Consider the following 19,060-nt stretch of genomic DNA (forward strand, 5'->3'; position numbering starts at 1 on the left):
TGTCGGTTGGGCATCCACGTCCGACCGACACCAACCTTACACGTATCGTTCCGTGATGTGCGCGGCCCGTTCCGCCGTTTCGAGTACCAACGGGTGACGCGGCTGGCTTAGGGCTATTTCTAATTCCTCAATAGTGTCTTTGAATAACAGATAAACCGGGACCTCGTTGCTCTCGGTTTTATTTTTTATGTACATCAGCGAGGGCCGTACCGTGCCCGATGCCGCCAGATGGTGGTATTGCTGCTTAGCTTGAGCAAAGTGTTCGTCGCTTTCGCCGAACGAGACGACGCGCTCCGGTAGGGGATGGGCTTTGCGGTGAGCAAGCTGCGCGTCGAGGTCGGCGAGCAGGCGCTTGAGGTGGAACGTGTCTTTGCCCGTACGGATGCGTTCGCGCAGGGACTGACGAATCAGATACGTCAGGGAATGACACAGATTCAAGCCGATTTCGGCCATTTGTTTGAAAATCAGCGACGACGGCGACATACCCGGAATCGTGTTTGGATCGTGGAGCAGCACGTCACCGGCGGGCGTCAGAAACCCGTCGATGCGGGCGTACACGTTGATGCCCAACCGTGTAAATACCTCGGCAACGGCTAATTGAATCTTGCGGTTATTCTCCAAACTCGTCTCGACCGGAATCCGCTTCTTGGCCACGTTGGTCTTGTATTTTGACTCAAAATCGAAGGACGTTAGATTATATATTTCGGTGGGGGGCAGCGCAATTGCCGTTTGGTCGTCGTCCTGAATAACCCCGCACGAAAACTCCTGCCCGCTGATAAACTCCTCGAACAGCACCTCGTCTTCGGCGTTCACTGACGCCAGCGTAATGCTCCCGTTCCCCGACAAGGCATCCATTTTCTGGATGAACTCCGCCGGATGGTTAATTACTTCGCCGGTTTGTTCGATGACGACCGGGAAGCTGATGCCTGAATCCAGGCTGACCATTTTCTGCGCCAGGTCGTGCTTATCTAAGGCCGACAGGCTTGCCCATTCGCCCAGCTTGCTCCAACCGTCGGGCTGAACGCTCATCGTAAAAAAGCACTGCTCCACCCCCCGGCAGAACTGCGCGAGATCAGCTTCGCGCACGATCACGACGCCAATGCTCGATCCCTGGTGGGGCGCTTTGATAACGATGGGCAGGCCGAGATGGGCGGTCAGCGACCCGAAAAACTGCGCTTTGTCGGCCCGTTCGTAGGCGTCGCGGCTGATGGTGGCGGTTTTCTTCTGCTGCCCATTGGCGAGAGCAATCAGTTCGTTTTGCAGAATTTTGTTGATCCCCACCGCCGACCCAACTAATCCCGGACCGGTGTAGGGCATCTTGTACCATTCCAGCAGGCCCTGAATGGCGCCATCTTCGCAGTCGGGACCGTGCATAGCCAGAAACGCGAGGTCGAAATGCTGACGGAAGTGTTCGGGCCGGAGTTCAGGCAGGGTCTTCTCGAGGGCGTCGGCCGGGAGCGACTCATCGTAAACCGAAAAGCCGGAACCATCCTGGGGCAGGGCCTCGCGCAGGATGGGAGCCTGTAGAAAGTCGGTCGTGACGAGCCGAAACCGGCCGCGCCCATCGACAAACACGAGCACCGGCTCGAACAATCCTTTGTCCAGATTAGCGAGGGCTGTTCGCCCGCCTGCATACGATACCTCACGCTCACGCGCCGGGCCGCCGAAGAAAATGCCTATTTTCACTGAGTAAAGAATTAGGATGCTGCCTGCAAAGAAACAAAAAAACGCCCGGTTCGGCGTTCTGAACGTTCCTTAGAAAGTAAATCCCCGGCTAACTGAGCGAAAACAGCAAGGCCGTTAGCGGGCAATTCGGTAACCGAATTGCCCGCTAACGGCCTTGCCAATGGGGGACGAATAAGCCCCTGATCTACTACCAGCCCGTGTTTTGCTTCACGTTCGGATTGGCGTTGACTTCCACAAACGGCAGCGGCAATACCCGATAGCGGTCATTGCTGACGGTGCGGCCGGCGTATTTGCTGATTAACTCGGCCGTTTTGTTGAACCGGCGGGCGTGAGCAAATGCCCAGCCCTCACCCGCAAATTCATGCATCCACTCGTTGAAGACAGCCTCGCGCATGGCCGCTTTGTCTAAGCCAGCCAAAGGGGCCAGCCCCGCCCGTGCCCGAACGGCGTTGATACCCACGTAGGCATCACCCGTTGCGCCCGCATTAACGGCTTCTGAATGCGCTAAGTACGCGTCGGAGAGCCGCAGCAACACAAAGTTTTTCTCCGTGCGGTCCCAGTTGGGCAGGTTCGGCTCGATTACTTTCTGAATGATTACGTTGTTAAACGTCCGCTCCGGGCTGCCCGATGCCACAAACTGCGACTTGGCATCTTTGCTGTACTGAACGACGGCCCCGCCCGCATTCTTCGAGCGGTACTGCGTCATAAACGTTACCGGAACCCGCTTGTCACCAGTCTCGAACGACTCGCGGAACGGAATAGCACCTACAATCCAGGCGTCGGCCCAACCGGCGGCCGTTGTGCCGTTACCCGCTGACAGCAGTTGCGGATCGCCCCCGTCCCAGTCGGTGGGGGTGAAGTGCGCGTGCATGTTGTTATAAATCTGGGTGGCTGATTTGGAGAAGCTATTCTGAATCTCGAACAGCCGCTCGTTCATGTTCTCGTGCGCCACGTCGAAGGCGAAGGAGAAATCGGGGTAGAGCGTCAGGCCACTCTGATCGATCACCTCTTTGGCCTTGTCGGCCGCTGCCTGATACGTTCCTTGCTCCAGATACACTTTGGCCAGCAGCGTTTTAGCCGCCCATTTAGTTGGCCGTCCCATATCGGCACCGGTGAAGGCGGCCGGAAGGTCAGTCTCGGCCGCTTTCAGGTCGGCAATCATCAGTTCGAGGGCTTTCTGGTTACCCCCTTCGTTGCCTTCGTAGTTGCCCAATTCTTCGGTCGGCTTGTCGCGCACCGGCACGTTCTCGAAGAACACGTACAACTGGTAGTAGTACATCGCCCGCAGGAACTTCGCTTCGGCAACGATCTGCTTCTTAACCCCCGCCGTTGCTTCGTTACTGGTTTCGGCGGCTCCCGGAGCGCGGGCAATCACGGCGTTGGCGCGGTTGATGCCCCGGTAGTTCTGCGCCCAGTATGAGCCAATGTAATCGTCGGAAGCTACGTAGCCACCCTGCTTATAATACTGCGGGCCTTTTTCGTAACCCGACTGGATGCCCAGCGCACAGTCGAAAACGGAGCGGTTGTAGAACGTGTTGAACCATTCGCCGTTCAGTTCGCGGTAGGCCCCGTTCAGAGCCGCCGTCAGGTCGCTGTTGTTGCGGTAAAAACTGCCCGGACTCACAAAGTCCGGCTGTTCGGTCAGGGTAGGGCTACAGCCCATGTCGCTGACACTGAGCGCCCCGGCAACAGCCGTTACTAACAGGGCGCGGGAGAAATTCATCTTCATCATTGCGGTTGTTTTACTGTTGTTAAAGTCCTACCTGTAAGCCAATAGTAACGGTGCGCGGACGCGGATAGGCGTCGTAGTCATCGCCCCGGTTGAGGTTATTCTGCCCCTGGTTGTTCACCTCCGGGTCGAAGCCCCGGTATTTCGTAATCAACGCTAAATTTTGGCCACTCACATACACGCGGGCGTTGCGCAGGCCCTTAATGGTAGGGAGCCGGTAGCCCAGCGCCACGTTCTGAAACCGGATAAACGAGCCATCTTCAATGAAAAAGTCCGACCGGCGGTAGTAGTTGGCGAAGTCGCGGGTAGCGTCGATTACCGGCCGGGTCGCGCCTGTGTTGGTGGGGGTCCACGAAGTCGACAGGATGTCGTACGCCTGGTTGTAATTGCCCACGCCATCGGCCATTTCGGACTGCTGGAGGTTACGAACCTTGCCACCCTGACTACCGCGAATGAACAGGTTCAGGTCGAGCGGGCCGTAAGCGATGGTGTTGTTCAGGCCCCATACAAATTTGGGGTTCGGGCTGCCGAGGTACGTCCGGTCGCCCTGGTCGAGAATGCCGTCGCCGTTCACGTCCTGGTAGCGTGGGTAGCCCGGCTTATCGCCCACTACGCTGGGGCTGCTGGCAATTTCCTGATCCGTTTGCCACAGACCGATGTATTTATAGCCGTACCACGAGCCGATGGGCAGACCCACCTCAACGCGGCTGCCGTCGACGCCGAGGTGACCGCTGGTGCTGGTGGCGTAGAACGGAGCGCTGGGTCCGATGCTGGTGATTTTATTGGTCAGAAACGAGATATTGCCGCCGATGTCCCAGCGCAGTTTGTTCTGGTTAATAGCTACGCCGTTGATGGCCAACTCAAAACCGGTGTTCTGCAGCGAACCGGCATTCTGGAACGCCGTGCTGAAGCCCGTGCTGGTGGGCAGGGCTACGTCGAGGAGCAGGTCGGTGGTTTTGTTGAAGAAATAATCCGCCGTCAGGTTAAGCCGGTTGTTGAATAACCCGATGTCGGTGCCCACGTTGAACATTGTCGTTTGTTCCCACCGAAGGTTGGGGTTCGCCACGCGCGACTCGGCCAGCCCCGACACCTGGTTGTCGCCCAGCACGTAGTTGGCGACCGACAAGCCCGCCAAGGACCGATACAGCGGAATCTCGGAGTTACCCGTCAGGCCGTAGCTGACGCGGAATTTGGCTTCGCTGATTTGTTTGATGTCCTGCATGAAGGCTTCGTCTTTAATGCGCCAGCCGAGGGCCACCGACGGGAAGTTGGCCCATTTGTTGTTGGCCCCGAACTTGCTGGAGCCGTCGCGCCGGACGGTCAGCGTGAGCAGGTAGCGGCCGAGGAGGTTGTAATTGACCCGGCCCAGCAGCGACTGCAGCCCCCACTGGTAGCGTTGTGAGTTCGGCGTCAGTGGCTTCAGGCCGTCCTGTAAGTTGGCCGTCTGAAAGTTGTCGACCGTAAACTGCTGCGTCGTGATGTTAAAGAAACGGTTGTCGTCCGTTTGGTACGTGTAGCCTACTACAGCGTCAATGGCGTGTTTGTCGCCAATGCGGGTTGAGTAGTTCAGCGTGTTTTCGTTCAGCAGGTTCACCACGTAGCGCGACCCATTAAACAGCCGGACGCTGTTTTGCCGCCCCGCCACGGTTTGCAGGTTGTCGAACCCGACCGTGTTGGTATTTACGATGTCGAAGCCGAGCGTGCTGCGGAGACTGAAATTCTTCGTGAAAAAGTACTGGGCGTAGGTGTTGGCCAGCAGCCGGTTTTTCTTCTCGTTGTCCTTCGGCTCAACCACCTGCGCCAGCGGGTTGGTCAGAAACCGGCCGTCGTAGGGTTCGAGAAAGTAGCTGCCGTCAGCGTTATACACGGGACTGATGGGCGACTGACCGAGGGCCGTGATAATAGCCGCCGAACCCGGTCCGCCCCGGTCCGTAGCGACGCTGTTGGTGACGCTGCGCGAGAAGAACATGCTCGTGCCAACCCGCAGCTTATCGCTCAGGAAACGCGAATCTAAGTTTAGGCGCAGGCTCAGGCGTTCAAAATCGGTGTTTTTTATGATACCCGTATTTTTGAAATAGCCGCCTGCAATGGCAAACTGGGTTTTCTCGGTGCCGCCCGACAGCGTCAGGTTGTGGTTGGCAATGCCGCCCGTGCGGGAAATTTCGTCCATCCAGTTGGTGCCTTCGCCCAATTGTTCGGGGTTGGGGAAGGGAACGGTCTGGTTCCGCGACTGCGCCCGCAGGTTCTGATACCGGGCGTAGTCGGTAGCGTTGAGCACCTTCACCTGCCGGGCAATGGTCTGCACCGACTGCGAGCCGTCGTAGTCGATGCGGGTCGCGCCGTTTTTGCCGCGTTTGGTCGTAATCAGCACCACGCCGTTGGAGCCGCGCGAACCGTAGATGGATGTGGCCGAGGCATCCTTCAAAATCTCCACCGACTCAATATCGCTGGGGTTAATGCTCGACAGAGCGTTGGTGGCCCGCCGGTCGCCCCCGGCGCTGAGGGCGTCGTTGCTGGGGTAAATGGGAAATCCGTCCACGACGTAGAGCGGCTCACTGCCCGAATTGATCGAGTTGGCCCCCCGGATGCGAACCGTGACACCCCCGCCCGGTGCGCCCGACGCCTGTGTGACGTTAATACCCGTGGCCCGCGCCGACAGCGCCTGATCGACTGAGGCTACCGGGAACGCTTTGATTTCTTTGCTGCCCACTGTGGCTACCGAACCGGTCAGGTCGCTTTTCTTCACCGTGCCGTAGCCGACAAACACCACTTCCTCCAAGGTCTTGGTGTCAGTTGCCATCGTTACGTTCAGTGTTGAACGGCTGTTGATGGGCAACTCCTGCGAGAGGTAACCAATGTAGGACAGGACTAAGGTGCCGTTGCCGTTCGGTACGGACAAGGTGTAGTTGCCGGTCGCGTCCGAAACGGTTCCGGTCGTCGTGCCTTTGAGCAGGACAGTTACGCCCGGCAGGTCTTCACCGGCATCGCTGACAATTCGGCCTTTGACCGAAAAGTTCTGGGCAAAGACCGTTGAGCCAACAAGCAGGAAACTGAATAGCAGGCTGTGGGTCAATCGTCGGAGAGTACTGTTTTTCATACGAGTTGATTTGTTAAGTAAGTGAGAGGATACTGAAGCCGTAGTTGACTAACTGCCCTGTTGACTGGACCGTTGCTGTTCATAAGCTACCGAAAGATTATATGATTTTATGCGTCAAAAAGTGGGCTAACATCTTAACTCTACTGTTCTGGTAGAAACATATTTTAGTGCTGCTTATCGCTTCATTGAGTAGATCTGATCACCCTTGTTTTCTGCCCATTTGAGTAGTTAATTCGGAAATAAATAGAATTTCCTTATCGAGCGAACATAGTCAATGCTGTCTATCAGTAATTTACGTTCCTCATCTGTGAGAAAATGGCCATACTATACTTATTGTATTATAGTTAAGAAAAATTAAAGTATAAGTAGATTCAGCATAGTAGATAAGAACGGTGCCGTCGCTTTGTCCCATGATTCAACCAATCAATCGGACAAACCTATGCGAACAGAGTTTACCACAACTGTTTCAGGCCGGATACGGCAGGAGACGTCAACCCCCGGCTGGTTTCATGGAGGCCGCTTTTGTGCATCCTGGCTTGTCTTGCTGTTCTGCACAGTAAGCGCCTTTGCCCAGTCGAAGATTACAGGTCGCGTCATCGACGATCAGCAGCAGGGCTTACCCGGTGTAAGTATTTTAGTGAAGGGAACCACCACCGGTTCGGTTACCGATGCTGAGGGGCGTTATACCGTGAATGCACCCACCAAAGCGACAACGCTGGTGTTCTCGTACATTGGTTACCTGAGTCAGGAGATACCCATCAGCGGGAAGTCAACGGTCGATATCACGCTGGCCGTCGATTCTAAATCGCTCAACGAGGTCATCGTCGTGGGCTATGGTGTACAAAAGAAAGAAACCGTAACGGGGTCGGTAGCGGCCGTGAAAGGAACGGATCTGGTGAAATCACCGGCGGTAAACCTGTCCAACTCACTGGCCGGACGACTGCCGGGGGTGTTTGCCGTAAACCGAAGCGGTGAGCCAGGGGCCGATGGCTCGAACATCCGTATCCGTGGTTCTAACACGCTTAACAACACCGCAGCCCTGATCGTTGTCGATGGGATTCCCGGTCGCGAAGGCGGTTTGGACCGGATCAACCCGGCCGACATCGAAAGCATCTCGGTACTGAAAGATGCCGCTGCGGCCATTTACGGGTCACGGGCGGCCAACGGGGTTATCCTGATCACAACCAAGCGGGGTAAAACCGGTAAGCCACAACTGTCGTACACGTTCAATCAGGGGTTTTCGCAGCCCACGGTCATTCCAAGACTGACCAACGCGGCTCAGTACACCGGTATGCTGAACGACTTAGACGTGTATGGATTGCCCGTTGGCGAGTGGTCTGCGGCCACGCAGGCGTACAAAACGACCGGCTCTTACACCCGGCCCGATGGTACGATTCGGAAAGCACCGTATGCCCCGGCCGACATTCAAAAGTACGCCGACGGCTCCGATCCCTGGGATCACCCCAACACTGACTGGTACAAGGCAACCCTCAAAACGTGGTCGCCCCAAGTGCGCCACAACATGCAGATAACGGGTGGTACCGACAACCTGCGGTACATCGCTTCGTTGGGCTACCAGAATCAGGATGGTTACTACAAGAACTCCGCAACCGGCTATAAGCAGTATGACCTGCGGATTAACCTGGACGCTAATGTAAACAAGTACGTTCACGCAAGCATCGGCATTTTGGGCCGTGAGGAAGACCGTTCACGTCCAACCCGTAGTGCGGCTGCCATTTTTCGGATGCAGATGCGGGGTAAACCGCAACAACAGGCCTATTGGCCCAACGGCTTACCCGGACCCGATATTGAAAACGGCGAAAACCCGGTTGTCATCACAACCCCTTTGAGCGGAGAGTTCCGAGAAAAAACGGATTTTATTCAAACCAACGGTCAGCTTGATTTTCTGATTCCGGGCGTGGAAGGTCTCAAAATTACCGGTACAGCCGCCGTTGATAAGCGCATTAGAACCGGTCGGAACTGGGAGATCCCCTGGTATTTGTACGAACGCGGGGTTGGTTTTGAAGCCGATGGCGTGACGCCCAAACTGATCCAGAGCAAGCGCGGTCAGCCGGAACCCCGCCTGAGTCAGGGCAATAATAACCGGGTCAATATCCTGTTGGGGGGCGTAATTAATTACGACCGTAAAATTGGTGAGCACGGCCTGACCTTTCTGGCCGGTGTCAACCGGGAAACCATTAATGAAGACGGCTTTACCGGGTTCCGCCGGTACTTTCTTTCCCCGGCCGTCGATCAGCTATTTGCCGGTGGTGCGTTGGAGCAGAGCACCAATGGTAGTGCCTTACAGAGCGCCCGTCTGAACTATTTCGGCCGGGTTGCCTACAACTACAAAGAGAAGTACTTAGCTGAATTTCTGTGGCGGTACGACGGCTCCGACATTTTCCCGAAAGAAACGCGGTACGGCTTTTTTCCCGGTATCTTAGCGGGCTGGGTAATCTCGGAAGAAAACTTCTGGAAGAATTCAGTTCCAGCCGTTAACTTCCTGAAGTTGCGGGGTTCGTACGGTCAATTAGGAAGTGACCAGGTGTTTTTGCCTAACACCACCGATGTATTGGCTACGTACCAGTACCTGTCCACGTACGGTTTCAACTCGTATATAATCGGTAATACGGAAGCCAAAACGCTGTTTGAGACCCGAATTCCAAATAAGTCGATTACGTGGGAAGTGGCTACCAACGCGAACATCGGTCTGGATGGTCAGTTGTTTAACGGAAAGATCAACTTTGAGTTTGACGTCTTCCGCAACAAGCGGACCAACATTCTCTGGTTCCAGAACGCGTCCGTGCCGCAAAGTACCGGTCTGACACTGCCCGCTCAGAATCTTGGCGAAGTGCTCAATAAAGGCTGGGAGTTCAACATCGGTTACCGCAACCAGATTGGCGAGTTCAAGTACAACGTCAGCGTCAATGGTGGCTACGCGCAGAACAAGATTCTCTTCTGGGACGAAGCCCCCGGTGCGCCCGAATGGCAGCGCACAACCGGTCGGCCAATTCGTACGTATCAGGCGTATATCTACGATGGTGTTTTCAAAGATCAGGCGGAGATTGATGCGAACCCAATCAATTACAAAGCGCTCGTTAATCAACTGCGGCCCGGCGACATGAAGTACCAAGATTATAACAAAGACGGCAAGATTACGCCCGACGATCAGGTTCGGACCAACGCGACCAACATTCCGCTGTTTCAGGGTGGCGCGAACTTGGGCGCTTCGTTCAAGAACTTCGACCTGACAGTGCTGTTCCAGGGCGCGGCCGGTGCCAAGCAGTACATTGGCACGGGCGAAATGGGTAACATTGGCAACTATCTGTCGGACATTTACGAAAACCGGTGGACGGTCGAGAATCCCAGCAGTGTTCACCCGCGCATTGCTAACCGGGCCGACCAGTATTTCTCCGGCAATAACACGTACTGGCTCAGAAGTTCGGACTACATCCGCCTGAAAAACGTAGAGTTTGGCTATACGATCCCGTCCACATTGGGCAGTAAGATCGGAATCAGCAACCTGCGGTTTTATGTGAACGGGCTTAACCTGTTTACGATCAATAAGCTAAAGGTGTACGACCCCGAAGTTGACCAGGTGAACGGTCAGTACTATCCGCAGGCGAGAATTGTCAGTGGCGGTTTATCGGTGTCCTTCTAACGCACACTAATCATCGAATTTCATGAACAACTTTAAAAACATATTCTTAGCCGTCGTCCTCGCTTCAGTAGCGGTTACGGGTTGTAATGACGATTTTGTGGATACCAAACCACTGGATCAGGTGCCGGAATCCGCCGTTTGGTCGGATGCTGCCTTAGCCGAAGCTTTTGTTACGAACATCTACGGTGGCTTAGGAAATGGCGGACTGGACGAGCAGATGCTGGCGTCGCTAACCGATGAAACCATTTTCACCCACCCGGGTCGGAACATTACAACGATTACGGAATCCCGTTCAAACCCGGCCGATCCGGGCTGGATCAATAATACGATTGACTGGCAACAGATGTATCTGCGCATCAGGGCGTCGAACCTGGCACTCAAAAATTTGGAGAAGCCCCAGTTTAACGATGCAGCGATGGTAGACCGCTTACGGGGAGAATCTCTGTTCATGCGGGCCTATTATTACCAGCAGTTGGTACGCTATCACGGGGGTGTTCCCCTGATCGACCGCCCGTATGACCTGGGTGAGGCCGATTACTTAGAGCCCCGCAACACGATGGAAGAGTGCATCAACTTCATTGTGAAGGACTGCGACGAAGCGGCCAAACTGTTGAAAGGCAAAACGCTGGCAGCGGGCCGGGCAAACGAAGCGGCTGCGCTGGCCCTGAAAGCACGTATCCTGACGTATGCCGCCAGTGATTTGTATGATGCGGCCACGGCTAAGGCAAAATCGACGGCTCACGCGGCTTTCGCTAAACCGGAATTGGTTAGCCTGACGAACGGAACCCGCGCCGAGCGCTGGCAGAAGGCGAAGGACGCGGCCAAAGCCGTGCTGGATCTGACTAACTACGGGTATCAGTTGACGCTGACTGCCCCGGCGGCTAAGGAAGAGGCAACGATGAATTACATGAACGCGTCGCTGTCGAGAAACGGGGGCGAGAAAGAGTTGCTGTTTGCCCGCTACTTTATTAATTCCAAGCAGGAAGGCGGAGGGCGGCAGGGCCTGTTCAACGGTCCGAATGGCTACCACAACTGGGCGGGCAACTCACCCATTCAGAACTTCGTGGATGACTACGAGATGATGGATGGCACTAAGTTTAGCTGGAGCAATGCCCAACAGGCCGGGACGCCCTACGCGAACCGTGACCCGCGCATGTATGCGTCGATCATGTTCGACGGAGCCACCTGGAAGCCCCGCACGGCCGATGTCGCGACCAAAGACCCGGTGAACCAAATTCAAACGGGTACCTATGAGGTTGTGGATGCTGCGGGTAAGAAGGTGACGCATTTCGGACTGGACACCCGCAAAAGCACCGTCGAGGACTGGAACGGCAGCTACACCGGCTACTACATGCGTAAGTTCACCGACCCCACGCCAACGCTGGTCGATCAGAGTGGATTTCAGCAGATTCCCTGGCCGTTTCTGCGCTATACCGAAGCCGTCATGAACTACGCCGAAGCCTGCATTGAGTTAGGGCAGGACGCCGAAGCCCGCACGTGGCTCAACAAAGTCCGTTTCCGGGCGGGGATGCCCGCCTTCACCGAATCGGGCGCGGCCCTGCGGGAACGCTACCGCAACGAACGCCGGGTGGAGATGGCTTTTGAAGAGCAGCGGTATCACGATGCCCGTCGGTGGATGATTGCGCCGACAACGTTGGCACGGAAAGCAAACTACATCAGCATCAATGGGACGTTGAAGCCCGGCAAATCGGTTAGTTTGTATAGGTACGATCCTATCAATTATGATTACAGTTATCGGGTAGTCGAAATTGATCCGGGTAAGGAAAATCGTCAGTGGGCCGACAAGATGTATTTTCTACCCATTCGCCGTGACGAGATAAACCGGAACAATAAATTAGTGCAGAATCCGGGGTACTAAGCGCTGGCTGAATTGAAAAGCAGGGTAATTATCGTAGTCGTCGAATCTATTTCGTCTGCGTTGATTACCCTGTTTTTTATTGGGTGACAAGCTGTAAATTGCCGTACTATAAAAAACCTTTGTCAACTCAAACGAACTGAAAAATGAACACGATCAGAACAAACAACGCCTTACTTACGCTGCTCTGCCTGGTAACCTTCTGCACCGGAGTGCAGGCGCAAAAACAGATGCGGGTCAAGGCAGGCGATAACATTGCAAATGCCATTCCCATGGCCGACCGGTATCGCTATCCGCAATTTACGACCGGTACTGTCGTGTACCGAAACGGCGTGTCGGGGGCGGGTCAGCTCAACTACAATCGACTGCTGGGCGAGATGCAATTTATTGACCCAAAAGGCGATACACTCGCGCTGGCCGATGAACAGAATGTTGCGTATGTCACCATCGGCACCAACCGGTTTTATGTCAATCCGGGAAAAGGATGTCCCGAAGTGATTGCCGACCATGGATCGGTCAAATTGGCGAAGCAGGTGGTTATAAAGTCAATGCGTACCGAAAAAAAGGTGGCTTATGGACAATCGTCCGGGGCATCGTCGGTAGCGACCGTTCAGCCGTATTCAAACAACAGTTCAATGCACCGCATTGGGGCGACCGGCGATCAGATGATTCAGGAAGAGGTTTCTTATTTCGTTGTGGATCAGAATGACCGGTATTATCTGATTAATAAATCCGCTATTTTTAAAGTCTTTTCAAAGCACAAACGGGCCATTGAGACGTATTTAAACGAGAACCCGGTTCAGTTTACGGAAGAAGCTGATTTGAAAAAACTGATTCAATTTTGTAGTGAACTATCGTAACGTAGCGGCTTGTGCTTCAGGAATTTTACACTACATGAATTCAATATACTCTTTGTTTAAGCACCCGTCATTAGTACTGTTATCCCTTATCGTCATCGCCGTCGCTGGCGGTTGCCAACAGAAATCAACCGACGAATCCCCAATTGAGAAGTCTGACATCCCCCCACTTTTTACGCTGCTCTCGCCCGATCAGACCGGCGTCGTGTTTGCCAATAACCTCACCGAAGGGCTGAACACCAACGTGCTCATGTACGAGTACTTTTACAACGGCGGGGGCGTGGCGGTCGGCGATCTGAACGGCGACGGATTGGACGATATCTACTTCACGGCCAACATGGTGCCCAACCAGTTGTACCTCAATAAGACCGCTCCCGGCCGGGGGCCAATGAAGTTTACCGATGTCACGGCCGTGGCGGGCGTGGCCGGGCGCGAGGGTCCCTGGAAAACCGGCGTCACCATGGCCGACGTCAATGGCGACGGGCGGCTCGATATTTACGTCTGTCATTCGGGAGCCGTCCGTCCCGAGAACCGCATACCCGAACTGTTCATCAACGACGGTCCCGACGCGCAGGCTATTCCGCACTTTACGGATCGAACGGCCGAATTTGGGCTGGATAAGCCCGCTCAGACCACGCAGGTTGTGTTTTTCGACTACGACCGCGATGGTGATCTCGACTTGTTTCAACTCAATCACAACCCCCGGCTGCTGCCCATTCTCGACGTTGCCGCTACGTTGTCGCTGCTGAAACAGGCAAATCCGGAGATTGGCGTTCGACTGTACCGCAACACGCGCAACCGGTTTGCCGACGTAACGGAGCGGTCAGGACTGAGCAGTTCCGTATTGAGCTATGGGCTTGGCATTGGCGTTTCGGACCTGAACGCCGATGGCTGGCCCGATCTGTACGTGTCGAATGATTATGGCGTCCCTGATTATTTATACATCAACAACCAGAATGGGACATTTACTGATAAGCTAAAAACGAGCGTCGGCCATACCTCTAATTTCTCGATGGGCAACGCCGTGGCCGATGTCAACAACGACGCCCGCCCCGATATTTTCACCCTCGATATGCTGCCCGAAGACAATCGGCGGCAGAAACTGCTGCTGGCTCCCGACAACTACGAAAAGTACGCCCTCAGCGTCGCATCGGGGTTTCACCACCAGAACATGCGGAACATGCTGCAAATCAGCAACGGCGATGGGACCTATCAGGAAACCGGGCAATTAGCGGGCATCTCAAATACCGACTGGAGCTGGGCACCACTTTTTGCCGACTATGACAACGACGGCTGGAAAGACCTGTACGTGACCAATGGGTACGTGCGCGACTATACCAATCAGGATTTCCTGAAATACATGACGGATTTTATGCAGAACCGGCCCTCGAATCCCAGTCGGGAAGATGTGCTGGAACTGGTGAAGCGGATGCCGTCGTCCAATGTCGTTGATTACGCATTCCGTAATCGGGGTGGTTCGGGCGATGTAGGCTTTGAAAATGCTGGCCCGGCTTGGGGACTGACGCAGGCGTCCAACAGCACCGGGGCTGCTTACGCTGACTTAGACAACGATGGTGACCTGGACCTGATCGTTAACAACACGAACCAACCGGCCTTTATTTATCGGAACGAAGCGACCAAACAGCGCAAAAATCATTACCTCGCGCTGAAGCTAATGGGCGCTGGAGCCAACACGCAGGGAATCGGGGCAAACGTGACGCTGTACCGGAACGGCAAACGGCAGTACGTAGAGCAGATGCTAACCCAGGGCTACCAGTCGAGCGTGTCGCCCCGGCTGCATTTCGGGCTGGGCACCGATGCGGGTATCGACTCGTTGCGGGTGGTGTGGCCGACCGGTAAACAGCAATTGCTCACCACCGTAAAAGCGGATCAGATGCTGACGGTACGCGAAACCGACGCCCGCCAGAATTACCGCACTCCCCGGCCCCAACCGACGTTGTTCCAAGAGACGAAAGCCCCGCTGGCTTACACTCATCCGGGCAGCACAACCAACGACTTCAAGCGGCAAACGCTGCTGGTTACTGCACTGTCGTTTAGTGGACCGTGCATGACCAAAGCTGATGTCAACGCCGACGGGCGCGAAGATGTGTTTGTGGGTGGGAGCAGCGGACAGGCCGGGAGCGTACTCGTGCAGCAGGCATCGGGTCAGTTTATCCGCCTGCCGCAACCGGCTTTCGAGCTCGACAAAGCAGGCGAAGACACCGACGCCATCTTCTTCGATGCGAACGGCGACGGCGCGTCCGATCTGTACGTGTGCAGCGGTGGCTACGGCGATTTTGGGCCCGACGACCCGCGTTTGCAGGACCGGCTTTACCTGAACGATGGGAAAGGTAATTTTACCAAAAGTCCCGACGCACTGCCCGTGATGCGCACCAGTAAAAGTTGCGTTCGGGTGGCTGATATCAACGGCGACGCCCGCCCAGATTTGTTCGTGGGTGGGCGCGTGGTGCCGGGTCGCTACCCCGAAACGCCCCGCAGCTACCTGCTCATCAACGACGGCAAGGGGCAGGGCAGCCAACCTCATTTTACGGATCAGACAGACCAGTTAGCCCCGACTTTAGCCCAAATTGGTATGGTGACGGATGCGGCCTGGACCGATCTCAACGGCGACCGCAAGCCCGAACTCGTTGTGGTGGGGGAGTGGATGCCCGTTACCGTATTTGGTCTGGTAAATGGAGCCGGAATCAAACTCACGAACCAAACGACGGCTTTCCTTGGCAAACAATACCGGGGCTGGTGGAATAAACTGCTGGTCAATGATCTGAACGGCGACGGTCGGCCCGATTTAGTCGTGGGCAATCAGGGACTAAATACGCAATGCCGGGCCAGCGACCGTGAACCGGCCGAATTAGTGTACAAAGACTTCGACAATAACGGCAAAGTAGACCCGGTTTTGTGCCTGTACGTGCAGGGTAAGCCTTATCCGCACGCCACCCGCGACGAACTGCTCGACCAGATCGGGATGCTCCGCAAACGCTTCATCAACTACGACAGCTACGCCAATGCCACGCTCACCGACGTGTTCACGACCGACGAACTACAGGATGCCAAACGACTAAGCGCCAACCATTTCCAGACGACCTGTTTCATCAGCACACCCGCTGGTAAACTGACCGAGGTGCCCCTGCCGATGGCTGCGCAGGTCGCGCCGGTCTTTACGCTGACATCGCTGGACTACGACCGGGACGGCCACAGAGACCTGCTGCTCTGCGGCAATACTACCCAGGCACGGCTGCGCTTTGGTCGGTCGGATGCCAACAGTGGTGTGTTGCTGCGGGGTAATGGCCGGGGCGGATTCACGGCAGTTCCCCAGGCGGAATCGGGTTTCCGATTGTCGGGCGACGTGCGGAGCGTACTGTCCGTGGGCAACACACTGCTGATCGGCATCAATCAGCAACCGATTCGGGCGTATCAACCGGTCGGAACAAAACCTACTTTAGACAATCGTCCGTTGGCTCGTAACTGATGAAAAGCCTGTTGATCAGTGAATTTGGCTTAATTCGTAAGCAGTCTGACTTTCTGGATGGCCTTAGCAACCTCGCTGAGTTATTCGTACCAGATGAGACGTTTGGGCAATTGAAGCAACTGGCTTTTGAGGGGAGCAGTGCCGACGGGTTACTGACTTTTTTTGTGCAAAAGGGCCGCGAAATCATCCGCGTTCACAACTACGCCGGACTGCTGGAATTATCGGACGGGACGCAACTTGAAATTTTGCCCAAAATTGGAGCGACTGATGTGGCCCGGCCGGTGCTGCTTTCCATGCTGCGTCACCTGCGGCACAGTCCCTTCCAAACCCTGACGCCCGCTCATACCAAAGCTACCCGCCTGCCGCTCTGGGAGGTATTTATCAGTTTATTTCTGGATGCGCTGGAATCGCTGGTTCGGCAGGGGCTGCAACCCACCTATGTGTCCGTTGAAGAAAATGAGCGTTTCTGGAAAGGCAAGTTTCAGGCGACCCGGCACCAGCGCGAAAACGCCCACCATGCCGAACGATTAGCCGTGGCCTATGACCGGCTAACGACCAATATACCCGCCAACCGGGTTCTGAAAACGGCCCTGGCTTACGTGCAGAACCAGCCCGTCAGCGCAACAACGCAGCAGCGCATCCGGCAACTGCTGTGGGCGCTCGACGAAGTGCCCGCGTCCCCGTCGCTGCCCGACGATTTAGTTGCCATTCAGCAACGGGCTGGCGTTTCGGCGTCCCGCCTGTTTCATCGGTACAAACCGGCACTGCGGTGGGCGGAAGCATTGCTCGGCGGTCGGGCCTTTGGCGTAACCCCCGCTCAAACCCATTCAGGACAGTTCGTTAGCCCGTCGCTGCTGTTTCCCATGCAGCGGGTGTTTGAAGATTACATCGCCCACGGTGTTCGCAGCTACTGGCCCGGTGCCGGTGTCGTGACGGTGCAGGAATCATCGGCCCATTTGGTCGATGCGCACAGCGGACAACCTAAGTTCAGACTCCGACCCGATATTCTCATCCGGCAAAGCGGTCGAACGCTGGTGCTGGACACCAAATGGCAGCAGGTAAACGGTCAGGCGCTGGGCGCGACTCCGGCCACCGGCAACTACGGCATCGAGCAAGCCGATCTGTACCAACTGTACGCCTACGGCAAGAAGTACGCGGCTAATGATTTGTTCCTGATTTATCCGGCCAACGACACCTTCCGCGAGCCGCTGCCCGTGTTCGAATATGACGCTGCTACGCGGCTGCACGTTGTGCCTTTCGACCCGGTGCAGCCGCTGGCTGATGAAGTAGAAAAACTGGCCCGGTACGCTTTGCCTTTTTAAACCCTACCGTTTCATGCCGCTCATTCTCACGCTCATTGGCATTCTCACCCTTGTTTTCTTAGTTGCCTTTGTCCGCTTAGATACGTTCATTTCCTTCGTTATTGTTGCCCTGGGGATCGGGCTGGCGTCGGGTATGGACGTTGTCGCCGTTGGTAAGTCAATCCAGTCCGGTATTGGCGGCACACTCGGCGAACTGGTGCTGATTATCGGTTTCGGAGCGATGCTGGGCCGGTTGGTGGCCGAAAGTGGAGCTGCCCGGCGGATTACTGATGTGTTGATTGGCTGGTTCGGCATCAAAAACATCCACTGGGGTCTGGCTCTGGCGGGTTTCGTTATTGGTATTCCCCTGTTCTACAATGCCGGGTTCATTATTGTGGTGCCGCTGATTTTTACCATCGCGGCCTCTTCCCAGCTGCCCCTGATGTCGGTGGCGGTGCCGATGCTGTCGGCCCTGTCCGTCGCCCACGGCTATTTGCCGCCCCACCCGTCACCGTCGGCCGTGGCGGGCCAGCTCAACGCCAATATTGGGCAGACGCTTATCTATGGAATCATTGTCGCTATTCCGGCCATCATCATCGCCGGGCCGTTATTCGGCAAAACACTGAAGCACATCAAGGCGAGCCCCAACCGCGACCTGTTCAATATTCGTGAAGTCCCCACCCAGAACTTGCCGGGGACGGGTGTTAGCTTTTTTGCGGCCTTGCTGCCGGTGTTGCTGCTGACGACATTCGGCCCGCTGAAAAATGCCCTACCCCCCGGCGAATCGCCCCTGAGAACCGTCGTCACGCTAATGGCCGAGCCCTACATCGGTATGCTGCTGTCCGTGCTAACGGCCATGTATCTGCTGGGTATCCGGCAGGGGCAGACCATAAAAGCAATTACCAAGGACCTCGAAGAAGCCGTGAAAGCCATTGCTCCGATTCTGTTGGTCATTGCCGGGGCGGGGGCACTGAAGCAGGTCTTCAGCGACAGCGGCACCAGCAAGTACATTGGTAGTTTACTCGCCGACGTGGCCATTCCGCCCTTGCTATTGGCCTGGGGCATGGCCGCTTTCATTCGGGTTTGCGTGGGTTCGGCAACGGTGGCCGGTTTGACGACGGTCGGTATTATTCTGCCATTAGTGCAGTCGCAGGCCATCAAGCCCGAATTGATGGTGCTGGCTATTGGTTCGGGGAGCCTGATGTTTTCGCACATCAACGACGGGGGCTTCTGGCTCTTCAAGGAGTACTTCAACCTGAGCATCGGCCAAACTATCCGCACCTGGTCGCTGATGGAAACCATCGTGTCCATCGTTGGGCTGCTGGGTGTGCTGGCCCTGAATCTGGTCGTGTAAGTGGGCAGGCAA

9 protein-coding genes are annotated in these 19,060 nt (G+C 55.7%); 6 read left to right on the forward strand and 3 right to left on the reverse strand.

The window, feature by feature from the left end; all coding sequences use genetic code 11:
* Nucleotides 1-36: 36 nt before the first annotated feature.
* The 3 genes from ACYVHB_RS19050 to ACYVHB_RS19060 all read right to left on the reverse strand — a co-directional run bounded on the left by ACYVHB_RS19050 (nt 37) and on the right by ACYVHB_RS19060 (nt 6,512).
* Complete coding sequence (locus tag ACYVHB_RS19050) at nt 37-1,686, reverse strand: D-alanine--D-alanine ligase family protein (RefSeq protein ID WP_461053370.1); 1,650 nt, start codon at nt 1,684-1,686, stop codon at nt 37-39.
* A gap of 187 nt (nt 1,687-1,873) precedes the next feature.
* The gene (locus ACYVHB_RS19055) at nt 1,874-3,409 is read right to left on the reverse strand and encodes a RagB/SusD family nutrient uptake outer membrane protein (RefSeq protein WP_461053371.1); all 1,536 of its coding nucleotides are present in this window, start codon (nt 3,407-3,409) and stop codon (nt 1,874-1,876) included.
* Nucleotides 3,410-3,437: 28 nt separating this feature from the next.
* Nucleotides 3,438-6,512 carry a SusC/RagA family TonB-linked outer membrane protein gene (locus ACYVHB_RS19060; RefSeq protein WP_461053372.1) on the reverse strand — a complete coding sequence of 1,025 codons (3,075 nt, stop codon included), beginning with the start codon at nt 6,510-6,512 and terminating at the stop codon, nt 3,438-3,440.
* A 439-nt stretch (nt 6,513-6,951) separates the two neighbouring features.
* Here ACYVHB_RS19060 and ACYVHB_RS19065 point away from each other — a divergent pair, with 439 nt between their 5' ends.
* The 6 genes from ACYVHB_RS19065 (at nt 6,952) to ACYVHB_RS19090 (ending at nt 19,048) form a co-directional block, all read left to right on the forward strand.
* A complete protein-coding gene (locus ACYVHB_RS19065) occupies nt 6,952-10,173 on the forward strand; it encodes a SusC/RagA family TonB-linked outer membrane protein (protein ID WP_461053373.1) in 3,222 nt (1,073 codons plus the stop codon).
* Nucleotides 10,174-10,195: 22 nt separating this feature from the next.
* On the forward strand, nt 10,196-12,052 hold the full coding sequence (locus ACYVHB_RS19070) for a RagB/SusD family nutrient uptake outer membrane protein (protein ID WP_461053374.1): 1,857 nt from the start codon (nt 10,196-10,198) through the stop codon (nt 12,050-12,052).
* Nucleotides 12,053-12,195: 143 nt separating this feature from the next.
* Nucleotides 12,196-12,909, forward strand: a complete 714-nt coding sequence (locus tag ACYVHB_RS19075) for a hypothetical protein (RefSeq protein ID WP_461053375.1) — start codon at nt 12,196-12,198, stop codon at nt 12,907-12,909.
* Nucleotides 12,910-12,943: 34 nt separating this feature from the next.
* On the forward strand, nt 12,944-16,393 hold the full coding sequence (locus tag ACYVHB_RS19080) for a VCBS repeat-containing protein (RefSeq protein WP_461053376.1): 3,450 nt from the start codon (nt 12,944-12,946) through the stop codon (nt 16,391-16,393).
* Nucleotides 16,393-17,715, forward strand: coding sequence for an McrC family protein (locus ACYVHB_RS19085; RefSeq protein WP_461053377.1), 1,323 nt, complete (start codon nt 16,393-16,395; stop codon nt 17,713-17,715). Before ACYVHB_RS19080 ends, ACYVHB_RS19085 begins: the two co-directional genes overlap by 1 nt.
* A 13-nt stretch (nt 17,716-17,728) precedes the next feature.
* Nucleotides 17,729-19,048: a gluconate:H+ symporter gene (locus ACYVHB_RS19090; protein WP_461053378.1), complete on the forward strand. Its 1,320-nt coding sequence runs from the start codon at nt 17,729-17,731 to the stop codon at nt 19,046-19,048.
* Nucleotides 19,049-19,060 lie beyond the last annotated feature (12 nt).

Source organism: Spirosoma arcticum (assembly GCF_054779955.1).

What these genes read in the sequence shown, in the direction of transcription:
- ACYVHB_RS19055 (WP_461053371.1), bottom strand. Translation starts at nt 3,409, where the DNA reads ATGAATTTCTCCCGCGCCCTGTTAGTAACGGCTGTTGCCGGGGCGCTC.
- ACYVHB_RS19060 (WP_461053372.1), bottom strand. Translation starts at nt 6,512, where the DNA reads ATGAAAAACAGTACTCTCCGACGATTGACCCACAGCCTGCTATTCAGT.
- ACYVHB_RS19065 (WP_461053373.1), top strand. Translation starts at nt 6,952, where the DNA reads ATGCGAACAGAGTTTACCACAACTGTTTCAGGCCGGATACGGCAGGAG.
- ACYVHB_RS19070 (WP_461053374.1), top strand. Translation starts at nt 10,196, where the DNA reads ATGAACAACTTTAAAAACATATTCTTAGCCGTCGTCCTCGCTTCAGTA.
- ACYVHB_RS19075 (WP_461053375.1), top strand. Translation starts at nt 12,196, where the DNA reads ATGAACACGATCAGAACAAACAACGCCTTACTTACGCTGCTCTGCCTG.
- ACYVHB_RS19080 (WP_461053376.1), top strand. Translation starts at nt 12,944, where the DNA reads ATGAATTCAATATACTCTTTGTTTAAGCACCCGTCATTAGTACTGTTA.
- ACYVHB_RS19085 (WP_461053377.1), top strand. Translation starts at nt 16,393, where the DNA reads ATGAAAAGCCTGTTGATCAGTGAATTTGGCTTAATTCGTAAGCAGTCT.
- ACYVHB_RS19090 (WP_461053378.1), top strand. Translation starts at nt 17,729, where the DNA reads ATGCCGCTCATTCTCACGCTCATTGGCATTCTCACCCTTGTTTTCTTA.